This is a genomic window from Dyadobacter sp., assembly GCF_051859145.1.
GTDB lineage: Bacteria > Bacteroidota > Bacteroidia > Cytophagales > Spirosomataceae > Dyadobacter.
Map to the genome: position 1 here is coordinate 558 of NZ_JBHYGF010000143.1, position 8,810 is coordinate 9,367.

The following is an 8,810-nucleotide window of genomic DNA, read 5'->3' on the forward strand; positions in this document are numbered from 1 at the left end:
TTGTAGGTTTGGATTGGACTGGCGGCTGAAAGCAGTTGTAAACTCCGCGTGTTGTTCGATTACCTAATTAAAACCATTCAGGACGTGCGCCCGCAGGTTCCGGCTACACATTCAGCGATCCTGGCTACACTTTCAGGCTTCTGTTTCAGGAATTTTGTATCGTAACTTTCAGACTACGATATGATAAATGGAATTGAAAACAAGGTGGTTGTCATCACGGGTGCGAGTAGCGGCATAGGTGAAGCTACTGCGGAATTACTGGCAGCAAAGGGAGCGAAAGTTGTTCTTGGAGCCCGCCGGGCAGATGTTTTGGAAAGGTTGGCAAAACGTATTCAGGATTCCGGCGGCCAGGCGGTTTATCTGCAAACGGATGTCACGGAACAAACTGATGTCGCCGCCCTCGTACAATTGGCATTAAACGCATTCGGGCGTTTGGACGTAATCATGAATAATGCAGGGATCAGTCAGCTGCAATTAATGGAGGATATTGATGTAGCAGGTTGGGAGCAGATGATCGACGTGAACCTGAAAGGGACGCTTTATGGCATTGCCGCAGCATTACCGGTTTTCAAATTGCAGGGCTCAGGGCATATTATCAATATCATTTCGACAGCTGGCATCAGCATTGTGCCAACCATGGGCGTTTATGCAGCTACCAAAAATGCAGTTCGCACGATCAGCGAAGCTTTACGACAGGAGTCAAAAGGCCGCTGGCGTGTGACCGGGATTTCTCCTGGGTTTGTGGATACGCCATTTGCGGGCAAAATCAAGAATGAATCCATCCGGGATATTCTGACCCAGCGCGCCAGCGAGATTGCAATTCCTGCCACGGCGATTGCAGAGGCAGTTGCCTACGCGATTGCTCAGCCGGATCAGGTGGATATTGGAGATATTGTGATTCGCCCGGCTATTCAGGATTGAGTTTGGAACGTTTATATTGGTATTTGCAAAAAGCGATTAGACAGATATGCAGGAACAACCAGTCGTTTTTGATAACATTTCAGCCTTAATGGAGCGCATTGGTCTGCGGTCACCTCCGCATCCGCTGGTCGCATTGGTCAATTATGACGAAAAAAAACCTTGTCTGGTGGAGGCAGGTAGCCGGTTTTTGCTGCATTTCTATAAAATAGCATTTAAGCTACGGTTCAATGGTAAAGCCAAATACGGACCTGGATCTTATGATTTTCGTGACGGCGGACTTGCATTCGTAGGACCCAATCAGATTGTCGAACTATCCGATGATTTGGACGAGCACGAGGGTTACGCATTATACTTCCATCCCGATCTCTTTTTCAGGCATCCGCTTGCATCCCGCATTCACGGATACGGCTTTTTCTCCTATTCGGTCCAGGAAGCATTGTTTCTTTCCGAACAAGAGAAAAATGTTATCCAATCTGTTTTTGAGTCGATTGCGACGGAGCTGAAAAACCGAACCGACCAGTTCAGCCTGGATGTGCTGGTATCGCAGATCGAATTACTGCTGCATCATTGCAACCGGTTTTACAACCGCCAGTTCCTGACGCGTCATGTGGTGCACCATAATCTGATTGATCAGATGAATGCGTTTTTAATGGAGCGCTTTGGAAAGCAAGAGGCGCTGGTAAGTGGCTTGCCTACGCCCCGAGAGATAGCGGAAAAATTAAACGTCTCGCAGCGCTACTTGTCCGATATGTTGAAATCCCTCACTGGTCTTACAGCCCAGCAGCACATTCATTTACAAATGATTGAAAAAGCAAAGGAAATGTTTGGAACCGCGTCGCTGACCACAGCAGATGTGGCTTATGCACTAGGCTTTGAGCATCCGCAATCTTTCAACAAGTTATTCAAACAGAAGACCGGCCTATCGCCCGCAGCTTTTCGTAAGTTGCTGAACCCGAATTAGTAGAATAGAAAGTAGAAAAATAAAAAAGGTCAATTTTCGTATTGAAAATTGACCTTTTGCAGAGAGGAAGGGATTCGAACCCTCGATACAGTTACCCATATACTACCTTTCCAGGGTAGCCCCTTCAACCACTCGGGCACCTCTCTATTTTGTGGTTACGGGGTGCAAATATAGCAAAGCAGATTTGTAATGCAAGTTAAATGCTCATTTCTCCGCGTAAAGGCGCTCCCAGCATTTCAACACACTTTGCGTAGCTGGTCTCCATTCCAAAAACAAACATCATCTTGGTGATAGCGGCTTCGGCTGTGATGTCGGAGCCGCTTACTACGCCTGCTTGCTGCAGGTATTTGCTTGTTTGATATTGGCCCTGCGCAACGCGGCCGCCGTTGCACTGCGATACATTAAAAATCACGATCTCTTTTTCAATCGCCTTGCTGATCGCACTGAGGAACCAGATGTCGGTTGTTGCATTCCCTGCTCCGAATGTTTCAAGCACCACACCACGCAGCTCTTCAATGCCCAGAATGGCCTGAACTACCTCCGGACTGATGCCGGGGAACATCTTCAAAAATGCTACGCGCGTATTCAATGCGCTGTGAACAATCAATCCTGCATTTTGCTGATAAGGCTTGATATAAGGAAAATTGTAGTCGATATGCACGCCCGCCGTTGCGAGTGGGGGATAGTTTTCTGAGTGAAAAGCATTGAAATCGGAGCTCTCTTTCTTTTTGGAGCGATTGCCGCGTAAGAGCGAAGAGTTGAAGTAAATGCATACTTCTGAAATGATCGGAGTACCGTCCGCATTCCTGGCAGCCGCCAGTTCCAGCGCCGTAATCACATTCTCCCTTGCATCGGACCGCGCTACACCGATCGGCAGCTGCGCGCCTGTCAGGATCACGGGTTTGTTCAGATTTTCCAGCAGGTAACTCAATGCCGACGCAGTGTACGCCATGGTATCCGTTCCATGCAGGATCACAAAGCTGTCATACTGATCATAATGCGTGCCGATAATCTGCGCAAGTTCCACCCATATCTCAGGATTTACATTCGAAGAGTCAATGGGTTTTGGCAATGAAAGAAAAGTGATCTCAAAATCGAGCCGGCTTATTTCCGGTACTTTTTCAATGATCTGCTCGAAATTAAACGGTACCAGTTGTCTGTCCTTCGTTTCGTAAACCATGCCCAGCGTACCGCCAGTATAGATTACAAGTACAGAGCCAGAGGTTGGCGCCGGCGAAATCGGATTAATGTGGATTTTGGAATAATTCATACTTAGCTTACCTGAGAAGACTTAGCGCATTTTGAGTGGTGGCGGCGATGACTTCTGTTTTAGTTATTTGTTTCAAATCGGCAACGCGCTGCGCCACGATATCAATGTACGAAACTTCATTGCGTTTCCCACGGTAGGGTACAGGTGCCAGATATGGTGCGTCGGTTTCCAGCACCAGATGTTCCAGTTCTACAAACGGAATAACCTTGTCCATTCCGCCATTCTTGAATGTAGAAACGCCGCCGATTCCGAGTTTAAATCCAAGTTCAATAGCCTTCTTCGCCTCGTCCAGATTTCCTGTAAAACAATGAAATATCCCATTCAGCTGGCTGTCGCCAAATTGTTCGATCAGGGCAACTGTCTCCCGGAATGCATTTCGGCTATGGATATCAATCCAAAGATTGTGCTTTCGGGCGAGCTTGCACTGGTAGAGAAATGCCTTTTTCTGCTGCTCCCGATACGTCACATCCCAGAATAGATCCATCCCAATTTCGCCCACGGCAATAAACGGATATTTATCCAGCCACGCTTCCATGATCAGCAACTCCTTTTCAAAATCTTCCTTTACATAAGTCGGGTGCAGCCCGATCATCGGCAAACATTTATCAGAAAAAGCCTGCGCAAGTTCCATCATCGGCCCAATCGTCCCCGAATCACAATTCGGCATCCAAATCTGCTCAATACCCGCCGCCCAGGCACGGTCAAGCATTTCAGTTCGATCTTCATTATAGTCGTCGCTGTATATATGGGCGTGAGTTTCGATCATGGAGAATGAGTGGATGAGTGAATGAGTGAATGATTGAATGATTGAATGACTGAATGAGTAAATGACTGAATGACTTTCACGCAACAACAAAAAAGTCCCTTCAGGGATTTAGGGTCAAAAAGTCCCTTCAGGGATTTAGGGTCAAAAAGTCCCTTCAGTGATTTAGGGCAAAAGCCCCCCGCCCCCCTTCAATACTCCCTCCCTTTCCAAACCGTCTTCCCTGGCGAATAATAGTTTACCAGCATGATCGGGCCGATACTGACCATGTAGAACCAGAATAACAATGCGGCTTTCCATAGGTCGGGCTGTTTGAGCATTGTTATTGCGATCAGGGAAATGGTCGTAATCAGTACGTAATATTGAATAACACTCGACATGGGATCAATGGGAAGCCAGATTGATACCAAAAAGAGTAGCGGCACGATCAGTGATGAAACGAAAAGGCTGAGCTTTGTTACCCAAAAAGACTGCATTACCCCCTGCATCCACCTTCTCCGTTGTTTTAAAAGTTCTGGAAAAGAATTTACAGGCTCTGAAATGCTGAGTACTTCTTCTTTATACGCCATTTGAAAATCAAAACGGCTGTTTGCAATGGCAATGAAAAGCGCGTAATCCTCCACAATCGAAAAGCCGATCTTCTCATAACCTCCGATTGCGAAATAAGCTTCCCGGCTTACCGCCATATTATTGCCCATTCCGGTAATCGGAATTTTAAGAAGAGAAAAAAATCTGGTAACGGTTAATGCGAAAAGCCACTCCATGGAAAGCAGATCAGCCAGGAAATGTGATTTTTTCATTCTTGTGAGGCCGACGACAACGCCCGTGTTCGGTTTGAAATGCGGGAGCATTTCTGCAACCCAGCCTGGCTTCACAGCAATATCCGCATCGCAGTAAAAAAAATAATCACCGGTTGCGAAATGCGCCAGCTGAGCCAATACATTAGCTTTTCCTTTTAGGCCCGCCAGCTGAGTGGTGATTTTATAATATTTAAATTGGGGTTTGTCAATGCAAAATTGCTGTACGAGTAAAGCGGTATGATCGTCTGAATTATCGTCACCAATCAGTACCTCAATTTCTCCTTCCGGAAGCCGGAGTGCATTCAGCGATTGCAGGCACCTTTCTATATTTTGTTCCTCATTCCGGGCTGCTACAAGGATACTGATGCGCACAGGCCTGTTTTCAATAGAATCAAATGCCATTCCATTTCATTGGTAAAGCTTCGAAAGTAAAACCTTTCGCTGCGTAATGTTCAAGGTACCTGGGTAAGGTAAACTGCATATTCCGGGCGGCTTTGATGCTGTCGTGAAACAGGACAATGGATCCGTTACGGGAATATCTGATCGATTTTTGCAAAACTATTTCGGGAGTCAGCTCCTGTGAAAAATCGCCGCTCAGCACATCCCACATAATAATCTTTCTGTTTTGCAATACTACTTTCGACTGCGTTTTCCTTATTCTCCCATAAGGCGGGCGGAACAGATCCGTAGATAGAGCCAAGTGCTCATCGCATTTCTGGATATTACCGAGGTATTCCTGGTCATCGGTTTTCCACCCGTTCAAATGATTGTACGTGTGGTTACCAATAGCATGCCCGGCCGACAGCACTTTGCTGAAAATTTCAGGATGCTTTCGCACATTATCGCCAATGCAGAAAAAGGTAGCCTTCGCATTGAAATCCCGCAGGGTGTCCAGTACAAATTCGGTGATATCCGGAATTGGCCCGTCGTCGAATGTGATGAAAAGCTTTTTCTCGTCCGTTTTGACGCGCCAGGTAAACCCGGGGAAAAATGCACGTAGCCAAAATGGGGAATTGTGTAAAAACATGAACTATGTGTCTGTTCAACCAAAATTTTCGGCCAAATATAGAGGTATCAAAAATAAGAAGCTGCCCGGATTGGACAGCTTCTTGTCAAAAGATATTGTAAGACAGACTCTGATTATCTGTTATTGATCAGGCGTGCGCAAATACCGGATTGAACATGGACAATGCTTTTGCTTCCAAAAACGATTCTCCTGTCAGGAATTCATCCACAGCTCTGGCTGCCTCGCGGCCTTCGCTGATCGCCCAAACTACCAAAGATTGTCCACGGCGGCAGTCACCTGCAGCAAACACTTTTTCATTGGTAGTGGATTGGTATCCATTCGTTTTGATGTTGCCTCTTTCGTCAAATTCGAGTTCAAGGTCGGTCAGTAAGCCTTCCTGTTGCGGGTGCAGGAAGCCTGCTGCCAGGAATGCAAGCTCGCAAGGGATGTTCCGCTCGCTGCCTGGCACTTCTGCCATTTGCATTCTGCCCGTTTCAGGATCTTTCTGCCAGTCCAGGTCAACGATTTTCAACTCTTTCAGATTGCCATTTTCGTCACCTACAAATTCTTTGGTGTTAATTGACCAGTGTCTGTCGCAACCTTCTTCGTGAGAAGTAGAAGTGCGCAGCATCATCGGCCAGTTTGGCCACGGCGTACTTGCGTCACGCTCCTTCGGAGGAATCGGCATTAGCTCAATTTGAGTGATCGATTTAGCGCCGTGACGACCAGAGGTACCTACACAGTCAGAACCGGTATCACCACCACCAATTACAACTACATTTTTATCTTTAGCGATAATCTGTCCATTCACATAAGGCGCTCCGCGGTGATCAATTTCCGGGTTAATGCCAGCCACTCTTTTATTTTGCTGACTCAAAAATTCCATTGCAAAGTGCACACCCTTCAAGTGGCGGCCAGCGATTTTCACGTCTCTTGGAACAGTAGATCCCATTGTAAGTACTACCGCATCAAATTCGTTGGTCAGCTCATCCGCTTTGATATCCACACCTACATTTACATTGATACGGAACTCAACACCTTCTGCTTCCATTACCGCCAGCCTGCGATCAATCACAGATTTAGCCAGCTTGAAATCAGGAATACCATAACGCACCAAACCGCCGATTTTATCCGCTCTTTCAAGCAGTACTACGGTATGTCCAGCCTGGTTGAGCTGGTATGCAGCTGCCAGACCCGCCGGTCCTGAACCTACTACGGCTACTTTTTTGCCGGTACGGAATTTAGGAATGCGTGGTTTTACAAGATCCAGTTCAAATGCTTTTTCGATAATTGCTTTCTCGATGTATTCGATCGCTACCGGCGGCTTGTTAATGCCAAGTACACACGAGGCTTCGCAGGGTGCGGGGCAAATGCGGCCGGTGAATTCAGGGAAATTGTTGGTTGAAGAGAGGATCTCGTAAGCCAATGCCCAGTTTTCATCATAAACCGCGTCATTGAATTCCGGGATGATGTTTCCGAGCGGGCAACCATTGTGGCAAAAAGGAATGCCGCAGTCCATACAACGGGCCGCCTGCTGTTTGGAATTAGAGTCAGTAGGTGCCGTTTCAATCTCGCTATAATCCCTGATGCGCTCATCAACACTTCTCTTCTTAGGCAATTCCCTTTCAAACTCTAAAAATCCGGTTGGTTTTCCCATTATTAACTTCTTATTAAATCGTTATTCAAATTGATTAACTAACTGACAGAGGCAATATTATTGGTGAACGACATCCACCACGATGTCTTTGTACACCACATTCTTGTCTGCTATCTGCTGTGCCAGCGTGATACCGCGACCTTCCAGCGCTTTGCGGAAGTCTGACGGCATTACTTTCACAAACTGCTTCACAGACTGCTCCCAGTTCTGGATCAGCTGGAATGCGATGTTGCTGGTTGTGTACTGGAAGTGTTTGTCAAGATACTCGCGCAAAATGCCTTGATCTTCTGCATTCAGCGGTTCAAGCGACACCATTTCCATATTTACCTTCTCACGGAAATCGCCCGCTTTGTCGAGCACGTAAGCAACCCCGCCAGACATACCTGCTGCAAAGTTGCGACCGGTCGAGCCAAGGATAATCGCCAGTCCGCCGGTCATATATTCGAGCCCGTGGTCACCTACACCTTCCACTACCACCTTCGCACCTGAGTTACGCACACAGAAACGCTCGCCCGCAGTTCCGCGGATGTAAGCGTCACCCGAAGTTGCGCCGTAGAATGCTACGTTACCGATGATAATATTTTCTTCCGGTTTGAATTTGGAGTCGCGGTCCGGATACACGATCAGTTCAGCGCCGCAAAGTCCTTTTCCGAAATAATCGTTGGCATCACCTTCCAGTTCCAGTCGCACGCCGTTGGTATTGAATGCGCCGAAGCTTTGTCCCGCTGTACCACGGAATTTGAAATGGATATTTCCTTTTGGAAGTCCCGCGCCGCCGTGCTTTTTAGAAATCTCGTTCGAAAGCATGGTTCCGAGCGAGCGGTTCAGGTTATTCACCGGGAACTCGCCATAGATTTCTTCCTTATTTTCCAAAGCAGGTTTCGCTGCTTTGATCAGCTCAATATCCAGGATACTGTCGATGCCGTGATCCTGCTCTTCCTGCTTGAATTGTGCAACAGACAAGTCCCCTTCTTTATAAAGGATCGCGTCGAAATTCAGGTTTTTATATTTCCAATGCTTGATATCATTGCGAAGTTCGAGGTACTGCGCTTGTCCAACCATTTCATTCACAGTACGGAAACCAAGCTGTGCCATGATTTCACGTAATTCCTGCGCCATGAAAGTGAACATGTTAACCACGTGCTCCGGCTTACCCGAGAACAATGCACGCAGCTCTTTGTTTTGCGTAGCCACACCTACCGGACAGGTATTCAGGTGACATTTACGCATCATAATACAGCCTGCGGCAACGAGCGCAGCAGTAGCCACACCCCATTCTTCGGCACCCAGCAATGCAGCAATCGCAAGGTCGCGACCGGTACGCAATTGTCCGTCAGCCTGAACAGTAACCCTTCCGCGCAGCTTGTTTTTAACCAGCGTCTGGTGCGTTTCAGCTAATCCCAGCTCCCAGGGTAAACCTGCGTGGCGGATC

The 8,810-nt window shown here is 47.3% G+C and carries 8 protein-coding genes and 1 tRNA gene; 2 read left to right on the plus strand and 7 right to left on the minus strand.

Features of this window, described 5'->3' with window-relative positions; genetic code table 11:
* Nucleotides 1–180 precede the first annotated feature (180 nt).
* Nucleotides 181–921 carry an SDR family oxidoreductase gene (locus tag ACTIE6_RS09895; protein WP_439556483.1) on the plus strand — a complete coding sequence of 247 codons (741 nt, stop codon included), beginning with the start codon at nt 181–183 and terminating at the stop codon, nt 919–921.
* Between the two features lie 46 nt (nt 922–967).
* Nucleotides 968–1,882: a helix-turn-helix domain-containing protein gene (locus ACTIE6_RS09900; RefSeq protein ID WP_439556484.1), complete on the plus strand. Its 915-nt coding sequence runs from the start codon at nt 968–970 to the stop codon at nt 1,880–1,882.
* Nucleotides 1,883–1,941: 59 nt separating this feature from the next.
* On the opposite strand, the gene ACTIE6_RS09905 is transcribed toward ACTIE6_RS09900, so the two are convergent.
* The 7 genes from ACTIE6_RS09905 to ACTIE6_RS09935 all read right to left on the minus strand — a co-directional run.
* Nucleotides 1,942–2,028: transfer RNA gene (locus tag ACTIE6_RS09905), tRNA-Ser, on the minus strand.
* A gap of 50 nt (nt 2,029–2,078) precedes the next feature.
* Nucleotides 2,079–3,152 (minus strand): asparaginase, encoded by a 1,074-nt coding sequence (locus ACTIE6_RS09910; protein ID WP_439556485.1) that lies wholly within the window; start codon nt 3,150–3,152, stop codon nt 2,079–2,081.
* A gap of 7 nt (nt 3,153–3,159) precedes the next feature.
* A complete protein-coding gene (locus ACTIE6_RS09915; protein WP_439556486.1) occupies nt 3,160–3,918 on the minus strand; it encodes a TatD family hydrolase in 759 nt (252 codons plus the stop codon).
* Between the two features lie 188 nt (nt 3,919–4,106).
* On the minus strand, nt 4,107–5,117 hold the full coding sequence (locus ACTIE6_RS09920) for a glycosyltransferase (RefSeq protein WP_439556487.1): 1,011 nt from the start codon (nt 5,115–5,117) through the stop codon (nt 4,107–4,109).
* Nucleotides 5,107–5,742, minus strand: a complete 636-nt coding sequence (locus tag ACTIE6_RS09925) for a polysaccharide deacetylase family protein (protein ID WP_439556488.1) — start codon at nt 5,740–5,742, stop codon at nt 5,107–5,109. The genes ACTIE6_RS09920 and ACTIE6_RS09925 overlap by 11 nt, the downstream gene beginning before the upstream one ends.
* 127 nt (nt 5,743–5,869) lie before the next feature.
* Nucleotides 5,870–7,378, minus strand: coding sequence for a glutamate synthase subunit beta (locus ACTIE6_RS09930; protein WP_439556489.1), 1,509 nt, complete (start codon nt 7,376–7,378; stop codon nt 5,870–5,872).
* Nucleotides 7,379–7,435: 57 nt separating this feature from the next.
* The coding region (locus ACTIE6_RS09935) for a glutamate synthase-related protein (protein WP_439556490.1) at nt 7,436–8,810 on the minus strand (1,375 nt) is incomplete at its 5' end.